Origin of the sequence: Spiroplasma endosymbiont of Othius punctulatus, from assembly GCF_964019505.1 — a bacterium.
GTDB lineage: Bacteria > Bacillota_I > Bacilli_A > Mycoplasmatales > Mycoplasmataceae > TIUS-1.
In genome coordinates, this window is sequence record NZ_OZ026449.1 from 296,663 (window position 1) to 315,248 (window position 18,586).

Below are 18,586 nucleotides of genomic sequence, written 5' to 3' on the forward strand. Positions count from 1 at the left end.
ATATGTTAAACCAATATGGTGAATAAATGTACTATATTGTAGTATTTCTGATTGGCATTTTTTTATACATAAAAGACCATATTTATATATAATAAAGAGGACAAAACATAGGAGCCAATATGATCTTTATTAAGAAATTTGAAGCTAGCGGATTTAAATCATTTGCCGATACAACTACATTAAATTTTGATTATTCAATGACTGGAATCGTTGGCCCTAATGGTAGTGGAAAATCAAACATAACTGATGCGATTAGGTGAGCACTTGGTGAAGTATCACCTAAATCACTTCGTGGTGGAAGCATGGAAGATGTTGTTTTTTCTGGTTCAGTATCTCGTAAAGCTTTAAACATAGCGGAAGTTACAATTACATTTGATAATTCAAAAAGAATATTTAAAAGTTTAGATTTTGATGAAGTGTCAATAACTCGTAAGTACTTCAAAGATTCAAAAGACTCAGAGTATTTTATTAACAAAGCACGTGTGAGACAAAAAGATGTGCAAGAAGCCGCTATTGAAACTGGTATCACAAAATCATCATTGGCAGTTATTTCACAAGGTACAATTTCTAGATTTGCCGAAGCTAAACCAGAAGAAAGAAGAAATATTTTCGATGATGCAGCCGGTATCTCTATTTACAAAAAAAGAAAAGAAGAATCAGTTAGAAAATTAATTCGTACTGAAGAAAACTTAATGCGTGTAAACGATATTGTAAATGAAATCGAAAGAAAACTTCCGACATTAAAAAGACAAGCTGAAAAAGCAAAACAATACAAAATTAACTGAGATGAATTACGTGTAATTGAGATTGCTATTTTAGTAAAAGATATTGAAATGTATGAAAAAAGATTAAGCACAATCAAAGATAGTTCATCAGATATTAGAGCTAGAATTTCTGACATCCAAAAAGATTTGGATGTAAAACAAAATGAATACAATAGTATTTATGCTAAAAGTTTTGAAACAGAAAACCAGTTAGAATTACTTAATGTTAAGTTTTCAAAATCAATTGAAAAAATAAGTGAATTCAAAGTTTTGAAAATCAATCTTGAGTCAAAGAAAAATACAACAAACTTAAACCAAGAAGAATACAAAATAAATGACATCAAAAATTCAGTTAGAGAAATTCAAATAAAGTTAAACCAAGAAGAAGAAAACTACAAATTATTAATTGAAGAAAAAAATACAAAGCAAGCACTTAAAGAAGAAATCGCTAGAAAAAGATTCGACCTAAACAATGAATTGGAATCTGTCAAAAGACAACTTTCAAGATTAGAGTCAACTATCGAAATCAAATCAAGTTCTTCTCATCAAAGAGATGGTATGCACCGTGGGGTTGCGGCTATTATCGAAAACAAAAAAACATTACCAGGTATTATTGGTACTGTTGCAGACATGATTAAAGTTGAAGATAAATATGACACTGCAATATCTGCATTGATTTCTGGATCAGCTCAAAACATTGTAGCGACTGATACTCGTATTGTTAAACAAGCAGTAAATTTCTTAAAACAAAATAATGTTGGATTTGCAACGTTCTTACCATTAGACAATATTAGAATTAATAGAATTCCAGATGATATTAAGTTTGCAATTGAAAAAGCAAAAGGGTTTGTTTCTTTTGCAAACAATGTAATAAACATTGAAAAGAAATATACAAATGTTGTTGATTATTTATGTGGAACATCAATTATTATGGATAACTACGATAATGCAGTTAGTGCATCAAAACTAGTTAACCAAAGATATAACATTGTTACATTAGATGGTGAAAGAATATTACCAAATGGAGCAATTGTTGGTGGTAAAAGGAACTTTAGAAAACTTTCATATAATCCAATGGAAGAAATTGAAAAGTTAACTGAAGAAAAAAACAAAAAAGAAGAATTAGAAAGTTCACTTAAATCTCAAATATTTGAATTGTCATCTCAAATTGATTTAACAATCGAAGAAATCACAGGTACACAATCTGCAATGGGAACTTCAAGACAAACACAAGATCGTCTTGAAGTAAGTGAAGAAAGACTACGTGAAGAATATCGTATCTTAACTGGTAAACAGTTGGGTAATGAAAAACTAAACGAAACATCGATTGATTCTCAAATTATTGAAACAATCGAAAAAATTGGACAACTTGAAAATTTCAAAACTCAAGCACAACAAAAAATTACAATTCTAAGAAACACTAAAGCAAAATACAGTGGAAAGCAAAGTGAACTAAATACTGAAATTTTGGAACAAAGACAAATGCTTGATAGATTAAAAGAACAAATGTCTTCAATGAATACAGATGGATCTATTTTGACTGAAAGAAAAACAAACTCTTTGCAAAGACTTGCTCAAGATTACAACTTAACATTTGAAACAGCAAGCACGCTAGAACAACCTTCAATTAGTAATGAAGAAAAAACTAGAGCTAGAATTGCAGAACTACGTGTAATTATTAAAGATTTAGGAAATGTAAACTTAGATTCAATTGAAGAATATGAAAACGAGAATTCACGATATGAAGAATACCAAAAACAAGTTAAAGATATTTTGGAAGGTCTAAACAACATTAAAGAAGCCATAAAGGGTATGGACACTTTAATGGTTGAACAATTTACTTCAGTTATTACAGAAGTAAACAAAGCTCTTCCAGAAACATTTAAAACATTATTTGGTGGTGGTACAGCTGAAGTTTTTTACACAGACCCTAACAATATGTTAGAAACTGGAGTTGACATAAAGGTTAATCCTCCAGGTAAAAAGATTTCAAATCTTAATCTATTGTCTGGTGGTGAAAAATCACTTGTGGCGTTAACGGTTTTATTTTCAATATTAAAAGTTAAACCATTACCAATTGTAATTCTAGATGAAGTTGAAGCTCCGCTTGATGTTGCGAACGTTGAACGTTTTGCGAAACACGTTAAGACATTTACAAAAAATACACAGTTTATGATTGTTACACACCGTCAAGGAACAATGGAAAACTGTGATGTATTGTTTGGTGCAACAATGGAACAAAAAGGTATCACTAAGATTGTTCAAATCAAATTAGTTGATGCAAAAGAATTGACTAGTGCAAATTAGTAGGAAAAAACACAATGAAAAAAAAGACAATCATTTTAATTGTAATAATAGTAACTTCTATTGTTTCAATTTTTATATGATCATTAGCTATGCCAAGTAGGCTTGTTTATTTTGGTGGTTCATCAAGCGTGAATCCATTTATGCAAATTGCTACAAAAAAATTTGGTGAAGAATATAAACATAGTGATGAAATTATTTATAATTCAAATGGTTCTCAAAATGGAGTCAAGTCTGTAGAAAACGGAACGTATTCAGCAGGAATGATTTCAAAAGAAGTAAAACAAAACACTCTCTCATCGGGGAGTGATTTTTCTAATATTCAAGGATTTGATAATGAGTTTGAAGATACAAAAACATTCAATGATTTTAGAAATGAAGTAAATAAAACAAAAGGGATTAATGCAATGGAGTTTGCAATTGATGCAATTGTAATTATGTATAATCCTCCAAAGTGATTTATTGAAAATCCTGAAATTGCAAACTCAATAAATTTTGATTTCAATAAGGATGATCATAAAAAAATTGTTAAAAAAATTTATTCAAACCCAAATTATATGTGAGCGGATTTTGTAAAGGAATTAAATCCTGAAATAAAAGATTTTAACCATGGCAACGAATTATTGATGCCGGTTTCAAGAGAGTCAGGTTCAGGTACTAGATCTGCATTTGATGACTTCTTTGAAATTGAAGACATTGACTCAGGTACTGCCAATTCAAATGGTTCAATGATTACTCAATTAAGAGATACAAAAGGTTCATTTGGTTATGTGTCATATGGATTTTACAAAAATAGTGAGAACAATAATTTACAAACCCCTTGATTTAATAACAAGAGATTGAGTAAAGACGAATTTATTGAAGTGCTAAATGATGACGGAACAATTCAACCTGGTGAATCTAAAAACGAGGAACATATTAAATCAGATGCAGGCTACGAACTAAAAAGGCCGTTCATAATGCTGTTTGATTCTGAAAATAAAAAGACAAATTCAGTACTTGAATTTGTTGAATTTCTAATAACTGAAAAAGCTAATAGTGCTTACGAAGAAGAAGGGTTAGTGAGAAAAGTACAGTATCACAAATACGATCTAATACCAAATGATTAAAAAAAGTAGAAGTACCAAAATGTAATTAAAGGATAAAAAATGAACCAACAAAAGAATTCACAATTCAATATGCCAAAGCAAAGTTTTTCTAAGAGGGACCAAGTATTCAAATGATCAATCATTTGTGTAACTAGTTTAGTATTGGTTATTTTAGCTGTGTTAATTGGTTTCATTATTTTTCAATCATCACCTGGATTCCTAGGTGGGGAAATTTCAATATGAGATTTCTTATTTACAGATGAGTGAAATCCAGATGCTGGAGATTATGGAATAGGGGGAATAATACTATCAACAATGATGATGTTATTTATTTCATTATTGATAGCGGTTCCGCTAACTATATTCTCTTCACTATTTATTAGTGAATATTTAAATAACTCAACTAAAAAAGTTGTAATAACAACGATTCAATTGTTGGCAGGAATACCATCAGTTGTGTTCGGACTATTTGCAATTGATTTCATTGGGCCAATTTATGTCGCAATGGGTGCAAACTCAAGTTACAACATGATGACGGCCTCAACAACGCTTGCGTTTATGGCTTTACCAACAATGATTACTTTATCAATTAACGCAATTGAAGCAGTGCCGGATTCATACAGGTTTGCATCTGTTGGGTTAGGTATTTCAAAAGAAAGAACAACTTATAAAATTGTACTAAAAAGTGCGATGCCAAAAATAATTGGTGCAATCATTATGGGTATGGCTCGTATCATTGGAGAAACAATGGCGGTTATATTAATTGCTGGAAACTCAACTTCAGGGCTAAACACAAGTGATGGATTCTTTGGTTTTATCTTTTCATCAATTAGAACACTATCGGGAACAATTGGTTTAGAGATGTTAGAGAATGGTGGTTCAACTCACCAATCTGCATTGTATGCAATAGGATTAGTGTTGTTCTTCTTGGTAATTATTATTAACTTAGTTGTATTTGGTATTTCAAAAGCAAGTACAAGAAAGAATGTTAAACATGGAAAGACAAATACAAAGAATTATAAATACAAAAACATAGAAACAACAGGTGGCATTGAAGATTCAAGACTGTCAACATTAATTAGATCTGTAACTGACAATAGAGGTTACAAGAAATTTGAATCATTTATATTTAATGCATTTATGATTTGTTCTGTGGCAATTATTATGTCATTTACAATTTGAGTAATTGGAGCCGTTATAGTTCAAGGATTGATTGGATTTAGTTTTGGAGCTATGGTCCATATTGAAGGTCAAAAATCTGGAATATTTGCAACTATATTTGTGACACTGTTATTGGTGATAACAACTATAGTAATCGCAATTCCTTTAGCTTTATTTGTTGCAATATATTTCAATGAATATTCAAATCATAAATCAAGATTCACACGTGTTATTAAGTTCTCAATAAACATATTAGCGTCAACACCATCAATTGTATTTGGTATCTTTGGGCTAACAATGTTTATTCAAATAATGGGAATACCATTATCAATCATGGCGTCAGCTCTGACTATGACAATGGTAATATTACCATCGCTTATTATTTCATTTGAAGATGCGCTTTGATCTGTTCCAAACATTTATAGAGAAGCAGCTTATGGAATGGGGATGAGAAAATCTAAAATGGTATTCTTAGTAGTTATTCCAAATGCTATGCCAGGATTACTAACAGGAACAATTTTATCTATTGCAAGAATAGTTGGAGAATCGGCTCCAGTATACCTAACACTTGGTACAGTTGTGAGAATGCCATCAGAAGGGTTTATGTCGCCAGGAGCCACACTTACAACAGAAATATACATGTTAGTTCAAGAAGGTTCGAATGCGGCTGCTATGAAAGTTGCATACCAACTATCATTTATAACTTTATTATTTATACTATCTTTAAATGCGTTATCAGCTTACGCTGCAAAAAGGTTTAATCCTGAATTTAAAAAATCATCGTTTGATCAAATATGAATGAAAAATGCAGAGAATGTTTTAAACTTTGTTAAGTTTAAATGACTTGTAAGGTTGAGTAAAAAAGTTTGAAACAGAGTCAAAAAATGAAGTACAGTTTTTAACTTCAAACATACAAAAGAAAATATCAAAAAATCAAAAGAACGTAAAAAAGTAATAAAAGAAATTTACAAGGAGGTTCAAGATGAATAGTACAGAAATTATAACTGGCAATATAGATGCTGGTAAAAAACCTAAAAAATTAAGGTTGTCACAAAAGCCAAACATTATAGAAATTAAAGATGTTAACTTTTACTACAACTTTGGAAATAAACATGTTTTAAAAGGTATTACATTAGATGTAAAAGAAAATACATGTCTCGCATTGATTGGACCATCTGGATGTGGTAAATCAACTTTATTAAGAAATATAAATAGAATGAATGATTTAGTTGAAGGCGCAGGGATAACTGGTGAAATTGTTTTCAACAATGAAAATATTTTACAAGACACAATTGATGTAACTAAGTTGCGTGGAGAAATTGGAATGGTATTTCAAAAAGCCAATCCATTCCCATTCTCAATTTATGACAATGTAGCATTTGGTCCAAAAAACCAAGGTATCAAAGATAAAAAAGTATTAAACCAAATTGTTGTTGACTCATTAAAAAAAGCAGCACTATGAGAAGAAGTTAAGGATAACTTAAATGATTCAGCATTAGGTCTGTCAGGTGGACAACAACAAAGATTATGTATTGCACGAGCAATAGCGATGAAACCAAAAGTGTTACTCATGGATGAACCAACAAGTGCACTAGATCCAATTGCAACATTGAAAGTTGAAGAACTTATTTTAAAGTTACGTGACGAATACACAATAGTAATAGTTACTCACTCAATGGCTCAAGCTGCACGTGTTTCTCAATTTACCGCTTTCTTATTAAGTGGTGACCTTGTTGAACATAATAGAACTAAAAAAATATTTACAAACCCAAAAGACACAAGAACAGAAGATTACATTTCTGGAAGATTTGGATAGGAGGATAGAATGTCATTTAATAAAATTTTAGATAACGATATTAAGCAAATCAAAAAAGAGCTTAATTCAATGATTGAAAAAACAAAAGATCAATTTAAATTAACATTTGAATCTCTTATTACAAAAGATGTAGAAAAATGTAAATTAGTAATTGAAAAAGATAAAGAAATTAACAAACTACAAAATGATTTTATAAAACAAGCACAATGAAAAATTGCAAAACAACACATGGTAGCATCTGATTTAAGACTTGCAATTGGATCAATTATGATTGCTCGTGATTTAGAACGTACAGCTGATGTGGCAAAACACATTTGTCAATATATTGTAAAATACAAACCAGAAACTATTGATGTAGAGTACATCTCATCAATCTTTGATACTGTAACAAAAATGTTTAATGAAGTGGCAACACACATTGAAAATCCATACGAAGATAGAGCAATCAAAGCGGTCCAAGAACAACTTAACATTGCAAAAGCCTTTGATGAGTTATACAATAAACTAGTAGAAAATGTCTCAAAAAATAACAAACCAGAATCAATAGTAAAAACATTTAGAATTGTTCGTCGTTTAAGAGATTTAGAACATGTAGGTGAATATCTATTGGGAATTGAAGAATCAATTAGATTTATCAAAACTGGTAAAGTTGATGAAATTCAAAAAGCTATTGTAGAAGAAGTTAAAGTAAGCAAAAAATAAAATGGGATTTTGAAAGAAATTAAAAGAAAGAGTATTCAATAAAGAAGCTCACACAGAAGAAAAAAAGATTGAGCAAGATGTTCAATCTTTTGAAATTGTCGAAGAGCCTAAAATAATTGAATCTGAGCCCCAAATTGTTCAACCAACACCAATTGTCGAAACTGTTGTAGAACCAACTCCTGTAGTGGTCGAAACAGTTATTGAATCACCAAAACCAATTGAACCAACTCCTGTAATTGAAAGAGTTGAAGTACCCAAACCAAAAATTGTTGAAGTTAAAAAAGAAGCGCAACAACCTAAAGTTGAATTAATTCAAAAAACTGAAAAACAAATCTTAAAAGATTTAAAGAAAAAAGCTAAGAAAGAAAAGAAAGAAGTAAAGATCGAAAGAAAACAACTTAAGTCTGCGCTTACATTTTCAAAAGATATTAAGAAACTATCCAAGAAATACAAAAAGATAAATAGTGAATTCTTCGAAGAATTAGAAGACGTACTAATTAAAACTGACATGGGTGTAAAGATGGTTTTACAAATTTCTAACCGTGTTCAAAAAAGAGTTAAACCAAATGCTACACCAGAATCTATAAATGAAATTTTAGTAGAAGAAATTTATGATGCATATGATTCAGGAAGATATGATTCAAAAATGCATTATAAAGATGGTGAGCTAAATGTTTATTTGATCATGGGTGTTAATGGAGTTGGTAAAACAACATCAATTGCAAAACTTGCAAACAACTATGCTCAATTAGGGAAAAAAGTTTTAATCGCAGCGGCCGATACTTTTAGAGCTGGTGCAGTGGAACAATTAGAAGGTTGAGTTACTACAAGACTAACTGGTGTTGATTTATTGAAACCATCTAAACCGGGTGTTGATCCAGCTTCAGTTGTATATGATGGTATGAAAAAAGCGATTGATGAAAAATACGATGTTTTACTAATTGATACAGCAGGTAGATTACAAAACAAAACTCAGTTGATGGCTGAGTTAGAGAAGATGTATAAAATCATCAAAAGAACCGTTTCTAAAGCACCACATGAGTGTTTGATGGTAATTGATGCAACTACTGGTCAAAACGGTGTAATACAAGCTAAACAGTTTGCAGAAGTGGCTGCTGTCACAGGAATCATTCTTACTAAAATGGATTCAACTTCAAAAGGTGGAATTGCATTAAATATTAAAGACGTATTAAACATCCCGGTTAAATTTATCGGACTTGGTGAAACAGTAAATGATTTAGTAGAATTCAGCTTAGATGAATATGTCTATGAACTAACTAGAGACTTTATGGAAAGCTCAGATGATGAGGATGAAGATGAGTAATATTGACTTAAAAAAAACAGATGATGTAAATCAACTGTTTGATTTATACAAAGAATTGTTAACACCAAAACAACGTGATTATTTTGAAATGTATTATTTTGAAAACTACTCATTAACTGAAATAGCAACAGAGTTTGGTATTTCAAAAAATGCCGTTTATGATAGTTTACAAAAAACTACACAATATCTTGAAAACGTAGAAGAAAAGCTTATGTTTAATAGTAAAATAAACACTATAAAAGATTTAATATTAAAAGACGATATAGATATAGACCTTATTAAAAGTAAGATCATGGAGTTATAAAATTATGAACATACTAGTAATCGGTGACGTATACGGCCACGTTGGTCGTGCAATGATCGAAAAACTTATCAAAGACGTAATGGAAGTTGAACAAATTAGTTTTGTTATCTGTAATGCAGAGAACATAACTAATGGTAGAGGTACTTCACGTGAACACTACAACTTCTTAAAACACAACAACGTTGATGTTGTAACTGGTGGGAACCATACATTTGATCACTATGAAGCATTTGAATTGCTACAAGAAAAATCAGATTTCCTAAGACCTGCGAACTACAATAAATTTACACCAGGTAAAGGAACTGTTTTAGTTAACTTTGCTGGAGTAAAGATTCGTGTGTCTAATTTATTAGGTAGAACATTTATGAATCAAAACACAAATAACTTCTATGAAGTTATGGATGAAATTTTAGAAAAAGAAGAAAAATCAGACATTCACATTGTTGACTTTCACGGTGAAGCATCATCTGAAAAACTTGCCTTTGCACATAATTACAAAGATAAGGTTACAGCAGTTCTTGGGACTCATACACATGTTCAAACAGCTGATGATCAAATCATTGATGGTAAAGTTGCATACATTACTGACATTGGATTAACTGGAGCATTCCATTCAATCATTGGTGCTAACACTAAAGAAGTTATCTTTAGAGAAAAATCAGGTTTACCAATTAGGCTAAGAACAGCTGATGGTGCAGGACAATTTTGTGCTGTTGTTATCAAGATTGATAACAAAACATTTAAACCAACAGAAATCAAAAGAATATTTTTAAAAAATGTAAATGTCTAATTTACATTTTTATTTTGTAGTTGTTAAAATAAAAGCAAGTAAACAAGAATTTAGCTCAAGGAAAAAATGGAAGATTTCAAATTAAACTTTAAAAATCTATGAAAATACTATTTGGTAAAAGTTGCATTCTTACTTTTGGGTTTATATCTATTTACTTTAGGTATTGCAATATACACTCCAACAAGTGTTGGAGCTAGTCATATGGACTTTTCAATATTTGCAATCATATCAACATTACATGGTGTAGTGGGTGATAATTCAAATGTTGATCTTGGATATTATCCAAATTTATTAACTTTATATTTTGTGGGTATTTTAATAGGTGCATTAATATTTGGTTTAATCTTTTCAGTTAAAGACTGAAAAGAAAATAAAAATAAAATGACTTGAATAAACTTAACAATTATTATTCTTGCAGATTTAATTATTGTATTTGGTTTACCGCAAATGGTTAACATGCAGTGGTTATATATTCCACAAGATGCAATTGCAAACATAAATAATGCTAGTGCTAGAAACTGAATTTTTATTGGGGCATATAGTATTTATGTATTTGGTGTAGCGTTTTGAGTAATGTCTGGAATACTTGGTGGACCGTACAATACAATTTGTACATACCTAATGAAAGCTACAGGTTGAAAATATAATGTTGCCCGTATTGTAGCTGATCTTATAATTACATTTCCAGGGTTTATATTTATATTGGCCAATGGATTAACTTGAAGTCAAAAAGGTGATTTCATGTTAACTTACCTAAACTTTGGATCTATTTGTTTTGTAATCCTAACTGGACCAATAGTTGGTTTAATTATTCCAAAGATAAATAAAGTATGAAACATCGAAGATTACAAAACAAAACTACAAAATTTAAATACTCAATAATTTAATTTTCGTGTTTTAATAATTAAAGAAAATTAAATAACTTATTCAGAACTACCTAGAGAACAAAAACTTGACGATGTAGTAGCAACCCAGTTGGATGGGTGCTTAAATAGGGCACGACCATGTCATCAATGAGATAAACATCTTATAAACGTTCTGAATATAGAACGTTTTTATTTTCTATTTAAGGAGTTAAAAATTATGACAGAAAACAAAATATTATTTACAAGTGAATCTGTATCAGAAGGTCACCCAGATAAATTGTGTGACCAAATATCTGATGCAATATTAGATGCTTGTTTAAAAGAAGACAAATATTCTAGAGTTGCTTGTGAAACTTTTGCATGCAATGACTACTTGGTTGTTGGTGGAGAAATTACTACTAAAGCAAAAGTTAACTACGAAAACATAGTTCGTGAGGTAATCAAAAAAGTTGGATATGATGATAGTGAATTTGGAATTGATTGAAAAACATTGAATATTGAAATTAAATTAAATACACAATCTTCAGATATCGCAGCTGGTTTAAAAGATGAAGACTCATTAGGTGCTGGAGATCAAGGTATTATGTTTGGGTTTGCAACAAATGAAACACATAAGTATATGCCATTGGCTATTCAAATATCACACGAACTTGTTTATCTTGCAACAAAGTTAAGAAAAACAAAAGAATTCAAATGAGCAAAACCAGATATGAAATCTCAAGTTACTATTGACTATACAAACCCAAACAAACCAAGAATAGATAATATTTTAATGTCTATCCAACATGATTCAAAATATAACAAATCAGAGTTTGCTGACTTTATTACAAACAAAATAATGAAAGTTGTGGCAAAAGAATTTAATATGAATGAAGACTTTAAAGTGTTAATTAACCCAACAGGAATATTTACAATAGGTGGACCTAAAGGTGATACTGGATTAACTGGTAGAAAAATAATTGTAGATACTTATGGTGGTTATGCAAGACATGGTGGTGGCGCATTCTCAGGAAAAGACCCAACTAAGGTTGATAGAAGTGCTGCTTACATGTGTCGATATGCCGCAAAAAATATTGTGGCTTCAGGGTTAGCTGATAAAGTTGAAATTCAAGTGTCATATGCAATTGGGGTCGCAAAACCTGTTTCAATATTTATTGAAACTTTTGGTACAGAAAAAGTATCGAAATCAGTTATCTTAGATGCAGTTAATAATGTTTTTGATTTTAGTGTTTCATCAATTTTAAAAACACTAGACCTAAGAAAACCAATATATCAAAAAACCGCAGCTTACGGACATTTTGGAAAAGATGGTTTTTCATGAGAAAAATTAGACAAAGTAAATGAGTTAAAAAATTATTTGTAATTAAAATGATTTAAAATTAAGTTAACAAAGGATATTTATGATTTTAGAAGTAATAGTAGCAAGAAAAGAAGATATTGAGTTTATCAATAAAACAAAAGCAGATCGTGTAGAATTAGCAGTAATGGAATTTGATGGATTAACACCATCATATGATTTCATTAAAGAAGCCACAGATAACATAAATAAACCAGTTAATGTTATCGTTCGTGATTGATATGAAAACTTTGTTTACAACGAAGAACAGTTTTTAAAAATATTAGAACATATTGAATTTATTAAAACTACAAAAGCAAATGGAATTGTTTTTGGAAGTTTAACAAAAGATAATGAAATCAATGAAGACCAATTACAACGTGTAGTTGCAGCTAAAGGACATTTAGAACTTACATTCCACAAGGCTTTTGATTATACAAATGATTTTATTAAATCATATGAAATATTGAAAAAAAACAAAGTTACAAATGTGTTAACTACAGCTGGTCATAAGTTTGAAGATGGAATCGAAACACTAAAAAAACTTGTTTCATTAAATGGACCAAAAGTTTTAATCGGTGGTGGAATTAAGCAGACAAACTATCTTGATGCATTTAAGATTTCAAAAAATGTACACATTGGTAGTTTAGCTAGAATTGATAACAAAATCTTAAACAACATTGATGTTGAGAAAACAAACAAAATCAAAGAGGAGTTTTCAAATAATGATTAAATTAAAAGAAATAAATTCAGAACTTAACGCCGTTGAGTTCATTGCTAAAGTTGAAAAATCAATTCAATCAACTGGACAAAACGGTAGTGATTATTTAATTGTGTACTTCATTGATGATACTTCAAAGGTTGAATCAAGATTATGAAATTCAACTAAAGCAGATGCAGAAACTTTAACAGTTAATAACTTAGTTAAAGTTGAAGCAGATGTAAAAGTATATAAAGGTGTAATCCAATTAAAAATAAATAAAGCAACCATTGTTACACCAGAAGAACTAAAAGCAAACAAGATTGATCCTGATACTTTTGAAAGCAAAGTAAAAATGGATGTTGAAAAAGAATTCAACAGAATCATAAAAGACATCACAGGGTTCAAAAACGAAGTATATAGAGAGATTGCACTTAAGTTGTTAAATGCACACAAAGACAGATACATAAACTATCCTGCAGGGATGTTTATGCATCATAACTTAGTTGGTGGTTTACTATGACATAGTATTTCATTATATGATATGGCTAAAGGTATTAAACCAGTTTATGCTTATTCTCAAAACATAGATTGAGAACTAGTATATGTTGGGGCATTATTGCATGACTTTGGAAAAGTAATTGAAATGAAAGACAAACAAGGAACTGACTATACTGAGTATGGAAAACTAATTGGACATATTTCAATTGGTTCTCAATTTGTATATAGAACTGCATTAGAGCTTGGTTTCATCAAACCTAAAGACACAACAATGAATGAAGACGTAATGAAACTACAACACGTTATTATAGCTTCACATGGTCAATTAGAATATGGTTCACCAATTGAACCAAGATTAATTGAAGCAATCATTGTTTCATCATTAGATCACATTGATGCAAGACTAAACAAGGTAAGTTCAGAATTAGATAGAATTGAAACAGGAAGTTTCACAGCCCGTATTCCTTCAGAGAAGGGTGCTCAATTCTTAAAACATAAAAAGAATTAAAACCGCAAAGAAAAACAACACTCAATTGTGTTGTTTTTATTATTTTGTAATTTGTTCAAATGATTTATCAATATCAATTTTTTCAACAATATTATTTTTAGTAACAAAGCCTTCAGTTTTTTTGTACTTAGGTATCACATGTTGGTGAAAGTGAAATACCATTTGAAATGCCTCACTACCTTGATTTGATACAAAGTTAAAACCTTGAATATTATCAATTGAATTAGATAATAGATTTGACACATGCTTCGAGGCTTTACTTACTTCACTCAAATAATGATCATCACATTCACTAAAGTTTTCAAAATGTTTTTTTGGAATAACCAATGTATGACCATAACTTACAGGAGAAACATCTAAGAAGGCGAACACAAATTCGTTTTCATATACTTTCTTAGAATTAATTGATCCATCTATAATTTTACAAAACAAACAATTCATTACATATCCTCGTCTTCTTCGTCATCAATGTATTTTTTAACCATGTCTCAAATACCTGAATAGTATATTTGTTCTTTGTCTAAATACCTAGAATAGATGTCGCGTTTAGCTGCGTCAACAAAAGTTGCATCGGTACATGCCATGTATAATAATTCATTAATAAAGTTATCTCTATTTGAGTTTTCAGATAATGTTGCTCTAACATCCGTTGAACCTTTTGTGTTTACGTGTTTATTGCTTCAAGTACTTAAAATATCTTCTTTGTCACCTGTTTGACCAGCTCTACCAAGTTTAATATTTTTCGAATTACCGGCACCGTCAGATAGTGAATAAACTGATGTGGCATCAGCATAACCAACTTCCGGTTTAGATTTTGCTCCAGCCATTAGTTCGATGAAATAGACAGGTAAAACAACAGCAATTTCATTGTAATTAGGGTTCTCGACATCAAACCCTGGTTGAGTAGAAGTGTTTGAAATAATTTTAGGTCCATCTTGTTGTGAGTTTACTTTATCAGCTCATGATTTTCCTGAAGTCGGATCTTCTCCGAAACCGTCAAACTTAATACCTTGATAACCAGATAATCCAAAATATGAATCATATGAACTATCATCTAAAATTAAATTTTCAGGAGTAATTAACGAATTCAATTTATTCACAGCTTCTAAAATTGTTGCTGGATTTTCTTTATTCTTAAGTTCCTGGTTTTGGGTGTTGATTTCATTTCAAAACTTGTCGTTATCAGCTGCTGTTGCAAACTTTTTGTACTTAATTGTTCACACCATTCTAACATTTGTTTTTCATTCACTTGAATTGTTAAAATCCTGAAGTTTTTTTGTGAATGAATTTGTTGGATCAATGTAAGCATCAGTGCCTCTAAATCTGAACATGTTAGTATTCATGTGACTCATAACCATCACATCTGAAACAATATCTGCCTTTAATTGATTTTCAAAGTAATCTTGGAATCTTAAAGATAGGGCGGTTTGAGCAGAAACTTCTCCTCTTTTTGCACCATCTTCACTTTTTATCACAAATTGTGCTCCACGGTTATCGACTTCAAATTCTTTTGTAAGTGTTTGAATTGTAGGAATGTTAGATTCAACTTCTGAACCATTAGGAATTTCAACACTTGTTATTCAAAGGACTTCTTCATCAGTTTCGTTTTTGAATCATACTTGATCACCAGACTTAACATCAATTGGATTACCACTAAAGTCTTTAACTGAAATATCATTAATTACATTCAAACCAAATCCATCCATTAATTTTTGGAAATCAAATGATTCATTGTTTGATAAAGAAGTTGTGTATTCTTTAAATAATTTCTTTTGTGCAATAGAGTTTGCTTGGAGATCATAAGAAGCATCCTTAAAATCTGCTGCTTTCTCGTACTCTACAAACACTTTGTCATCGTCTGATGTTTTTAGTAGTTTCAAGTTAGAATTTGTATCTTCAAATGCTGATTGCAGACCCAAAGTAGAATCTAATGTTGATTGAATAACTTCATTAACTTCTGATTCACTAAGATAATCACCAAGATTCATCTTGATGTCTTCTCCGGTAATTTCAAAGATTATTTTTCTCAAAGTGTCAAAATCATATTGTAGTTTATCTTGCCTTTGTAATCCTGTTGTACATGATACAAGTAGGGAAGCGGAAGTGACTGTCAATGTTGATACTGCTAAAATAGCTAATAATTTTTTCATATTAGTTACCTCCTTTTAAAGTGTAGTCCACAACATAGTTGTAGTAACTTTCACTTATTTCAAACTTTGCGTTGGGTGTAATTAAAATAAATTTCTCTTGTATTTTTTTAACCATATCAGGAGCGCTAAAAGGTTCTGTGAATTTACCTTTTGGAGGTTTAAGTGTTGTAGAAGAGGAATCCTTAATTGAATCAATAGTCTTCACTAATTCACGATATTGTTTTTCCATTGTCATGGCTGAAGTAACATCAGAACCCAAACGTAGAGTTTCGATCATTTTTGCAATATCTTTTAATAACTGTTTGCTATTTTCTTGTTCTTCAGGAGTATCGTTCTTGTCGCCAAAGTCAAAGAAGATATCTATGAATTTTTCATCAGAAGATTGTCCGTCTTTTCCTTCAATTGTTTCAGGATCAACTAATGACTTAAAGTAATCATAAATTGCTAATTTAGCATCTAAAGACCCTTCAGTATTTGTTGAACTTGTTTTTGCTCAGTCTTTCATTGAACCAATAACGTCGTAAGTAGAAAAGCTTCCTGTTTCATTTGCTACTAATGAGTTATTTATTAGGTATTTAGCATATTCGTTTTCAATTGTTTTATTAATTCCACTTAAGTTTGAATTAACTTCTCCGGATCCTACACCATAATCATAAACTGCATCTATTTTTTGTGCAGAATCTAACTTATTAAAATTGAATAGTGCCATTTGTTGTGCAAGTAGCTCTTTTGAAACTTTGTCTGACTCCATCTCTTCAAGTCTTTCGATTACTTCATTACTTTTACCTTGTTCTATTGCTCCGTGAACATAAATAAAGTGAATACCAGTTGCATCTGCATAAACAAGTATGTTTGGATTTGATCCAACAGAACCATACATATTTTCATCAGTTACTCTATTTATTTTTTCAATAAATTTAACGCCATCGTTCTCACCTTCGTAAGCAGGTGTAGAAGTAATTGTTTGACCCGTTCCACCGTTTAAGACAGCGTCGTAAACAACAGATTTTAAATATGAATCTTGTTCACCATCAATAGTTATAATTTTATCAGCCTTTGTAACGGTACCACCATAGTCACTTGAAAAATCAGGATCAGTGATCATTGAAGCTCAACCTTTATTGTTTGTGGCTCTCACTTCAATATCTGCTAAAAATTTATTTAACTTTGTAGCATCTTCTCCGGCACCAATGTTACTTATACTTTTACTGTTAATTCCTTTTTCAAACTCAGTTCCGGCTGTATATGCAAAACTAACTTCACTTATAACAACGGGAGCTTTAGTTGCAAAGTAATCGCCTAAAAAATAATTTTGAGAATTACTTAAAATACCATTAATGCTTGTGCCATTACCAGTAACAGATAATTTATCTACTTCGTCTGGAACAGCGTGAGTTGCACCTTTGAAACCTTCAACAACATCAAACATTGTGTCAAAATCAACATCAATATTTTTTACAGATTTCATTTCACCAACTTCAGATTTACTTGAATTAAACAATTGAACAAATTCTTTTCTGTTTAATACATTACTTGGTGTTTTGATTTCATTTTTATATTTTTCTACGTCGTCTTTAATTAAATCATTATGTTTATTTCAAATCGAATCTAGTTCTTTTTCACCAACAAGGTTAACACCACTATGGTAATTATCGATAAGAACTTTTTGAATTCTTGATTCAACATTATCGTCACCATCAATTAATAGAGACATTTTATATTTGCTTTCTAAAAAGGGTAGGTCAGCATCGTCAACACCTTTTTGGAAATTAGGAAATTTTGCAACAAGTTGTTCTTTTCATTTTTTCTCTCATTTTTTACCATGATCTTTTTCAAGTAGGTCTTTTTCATCTTTAATTTGTTTGTCAACTGATTCGTTAACGTTGCTTCAAACATTGCTCAAAGTAGCTGAAGTAGAGTCATCATAAAGTTTAAAATCTGTATTCTTAGGTTTTCCATCTCCAACAATTACACCATTGTCATCTTTTTCCATATTGAAAAATAATTCAAGATTACTCAAAAAAGAGTGGTTTGCAATTTCTAAAACATCTTGTAATATTTTGTTTTTAAATCCTGGTTTTTGTTTTATTGATTCTAAAATTTTTCCAGAATCAAGAACCATCTCACCATCAATTTCTTTTCCGTATTCTAAGATAATTGAATTACCATCTGAATTAATATGTTCGTCACCATTGGCACATGAAATTAAAATTGCAGCCGGTGCAACTGATAGAGAGACTACTCCAAGAAGTGTCATTAGTTTTTTCATAAA

The 18,586-nt window shown here is 30.5% G+C and carries 15 protein-coding genes; 12 read left to right on the forward strand and 3 right to left on the reverse strand.

From position 1 onward, the window contains the following. Window positions 1–119: 119 nt before the first annotated feature. The 12 genes from AACL07_RS01420 (at window position 120) to AACL07_RS01475 (ending at window position 14,164) form a co-directional block, all read left to right on the forward strand. Window positions 120–3,071 carry an AAA family ATPase gene (locus AACL07_RS01420; protein WP_338984013.1) on the forward strand — a complete coding sequence of 984 codons (2,952 nt, stop codon included), beginning with the start codon at window positions 120–122 and terminating at the stop codon, window positions 3,069–3,071. A 14-nt stretch (window positions 3,072–3,085) separates the two neighbouring features. After that, window positions 3,086–4,177 (forward strand): phosphate ABC transporter substrate-binding protein, encoded by a 1,092-nt coding sequence (gene ptsS, locus AACL07_RS01425; protein ID WP_338984015.1) that lies wholly within the window; start codon window positions 3,086–3,088, stop codon window positions 4,175–4,177. A gap of 39 nt (window positions 4,178–4,216) precedes the next feature. Continuing rightward, the gene (gene pstA / locus AACL07_RS01430) at window positions 4,217–6,307 is read left to right on the forward strand and encodes a phosphate ABC transporter permease PstA (protein WP_338984017.1); all 2,091 of its coding nucleotides are present in this window, start codon (window positions 4,217–4,219) and stop codon (window positions 6,305–6,307) included. Next, on the forward strand, window positions 6,300–7,133 hold the full coding sequence (pstB, locus tag AACL07_RS01435; protein WP_338984019.1) for a phosphate ABC transporter ATP-binding protein PstB: 834 nt from the start codon (window positions 6,300–6,302) through the stop codon (window positions 7,131–7,133). The genes pstA and pstB overlap by 8 nt, the downstream gene beginning before the upstream one ends. A 9-nt stretch (window positions 7,134–7,142) precedes the next feature. After that, window positions 7,143–7,835 carry a phosphate signaling complex protein PhoU gene (gene phoU, locus AACL07_RS01440; RefSeq protein ID WP_338984021.1) on the forward strand — a complete coding sequence of 231 codons (693 nt, stop codon included), beginning with the start codon at window positions 7,143–7,145 and terminating at the stop codon, window positions 7,833–7,835. Window position 7,836: 1 nt separating this feature from the next. Continuing rightward, the gene (gene ftsY / locus AACL07_RS01445) at window positions 7,837–9,159 is read left to right on the forward strand and encodes a signal recognition particle-docking protein FtsY (RefSeq protein ID WP_338984023.1); all 1,323 of its coding nucleotides are present in this window, start codon (window positions 7,837–7,839) and stop codon (window positions 9,157–9,159) included. Continuing rightward, complete coding sequence (gene ylxM / locus AACL07_RS01450; protein ID WP_338984025.1) at window positions 9,152–9,463, forward strand: YlxM family DNA-binding protein; 312 nt, start codon at window positions 9,152–9,154, stop codon at window positions 9,461–9,463. The genes ftsY and ylxM overlap by 8 nt, the downstream gene beginning before the upstream one ends. A 4-nt stretch (window positions 9,464–9,467) precedes the next feature. Further along, window positions 9,468–10,253 (forward strand): TIGR00282 family metallophosphoesterase, encoded by a 786-nt coding sequence (locus AACL07_RS01455; RefSeq protein ID WP_338984027.1) that lies wholly within the window; start codon window positions 9,468–9,470, stop codon window positions 10,251–10,253. A 66-nt stretch (window positions 10,254–10,319) separates the two neighbouring features. Beyond that, on the forward strand, window positions 10,320–11,135 hold the full coding sequence (locus AACL07_RS01460) for an SPE_1075/MLC_0560 family membrane protein (protein WP_338984029.1): 816 nt from the start codon (window positions 10,320–10,322) through the stop codon (window positions 11,133–11,135). Between the two features lie 201 nt (window positions 11,136–11,336). Further along, entirely contained in the window at window positions 11,337–12,482 is a 1,146-nt protein-coding gene (gene metK, locus AACL07_RS01465) for a methionine adenosyltransferase (RefSeq protein ID WP_338984031.1), read from the forward strand. A 37-nt stretch (window positions 12,483–12,519) separates the two neighbouring features. Beyond that, a complete protein-coding gene (locus tag AACL07_RS01470) occupies window positions 12,520–13,188 on the forward strand; it encodes a copper homeostasis protein CutC (RefSeq protein WP_338984033.1) in 669 nt (222 codons plus the stop codon). Further along, on the forward strand, window positions 13,181–14,164 hold the full coding sequence (locus AACL07_RS01475) for a 3'-5' exoribonuclease YhaM family protein (protein ID WP_338984035.1): 984 nt from the start codon (window positions 13,181–13,183) through the stop codon (window positions 14,162–14,164). Before AACL07_RS01470 ends, AACL07_RS01475 begins: the two co-directional genes overlap by 8 nt. Before the next feature lie 39 nt (window positions 14,165–14,203). Here the strand turns inward: AACL07_RS01475 and AACL07_RS01480 are convergent, their stop codons facing one another. Genes AACL07_RS01480 through AACL07_RS01490 form a run of 3 tightly spaced genes read right to left on the reverse strand, consistent with a single transcriptional unit; the run spans window position 14,204 to window position 18,583 of the window. Further along, complete coding sequence (locus tag AACL07_RS01480; protein WP_338984037.1) at window positions 14,204–14,605, reverse strand: HIT family protein; 402 nt, start codon at window positions 14,603–14,605, stop codon at window positions 14,204–14,206. After that, a complete protein-coding gene (locus tag AACL07_RS01485; RefSeq protein WP_338984039.1) occupies window positions 14,605–16,314 on the reverse strand; it encodes a lipoprotein in 1,710 nt (569 codons plus the stop codon). The genes AACL07_RS01480 and AACL07_RS01485 overlap by 1 nt, the downstream gene beginning before the upstream one ends. A 1-nt stretch (window position 16,315) precedes the next feature. Beyond that, complete coding sequence (locus AACL07_RS01490; protein ID WP_338984041.1) at window positions 16,316–18,583, reverse strand: hypothetical protein; 2,268 nt, start codon at window positions 18,581–18,583, stop codon at window positions 16,316–16,318. Between the last annotated feature and the right edge of the window lie 3 nt (window positions 18,584–18,586).